Below are 557 nucleotides of genomic sequence, written 5' to 3' on the forward strand. Positions count from 1 at the left end.
GAGTCCATCGGCCTGATCGGCTCCAACGGCTCGGGCAAGTCCACCCTGCTCAAGGCGGTCGCCGGCCTGCTGCCGGCCGAGCGCGGCAAGGTCTACACCCACGGCCAGCCCTCGCTGCTGGGCGTGAACGCGGCCCTGATGAACGACCTGACCGGCGAGAAGAACGTCGTCCTCGGCGGCCTGGCCATGGGCATGAGCCGCGAGCAGATCCGTGAGCGCTACGACGGCATCGTCGACTTCTCCGGCATCAACGACAAGGGCGACTTCATCTCGCTGCCGATGCGTACGTACTCCTCGGGCATGGCCGCCCGGCTGCGGTTCTCCATCGCCGCGGCCAAGGACCACGACGTGCTGATGATCGACGAGGCGCTGGCCACCGGCGACCGGGCCTTCCAGAAGCGCTCCGAGGCCCGCATCCGCGAGCTGCGCAAGGAGGCCGGCACGGTCTTCCTGGTCAGCCACAACAACAAGTCCATCCGCGACACCTGCGACCGCGTGCTGTGGCTGGAACGCGGCGAACTGCTGATGGACGGCCCCACCGACGAGGTCATCAAGGC

1 protein-coding gene is annotated in these 557 nt (G+C 68.2%); it reads left to right on the forward strand.

Features of this window, described 5'->3' with window-relative positions; genetic code table 11:
• A partial coding sequence (locus IG62_RS0141000; RefSeq protein WP_030816398.1) for an ABC transporter ATP-binding protein occupies nucleotides 1-557 on the forward strand: 557 nt, incomplete at both ends.

The sequence above is a fragment of the Streptomyces sp. NRRL S-337 genome (assembly GCF_000720175.1).
In the GTDB taxonomy this organism is placed as follows: Bacteria; Actinomycetota; Actinomycetes; order Streptomycetales; family Streptomycetaceae; genus Streptomyces; species Streptomyces siderophoricus.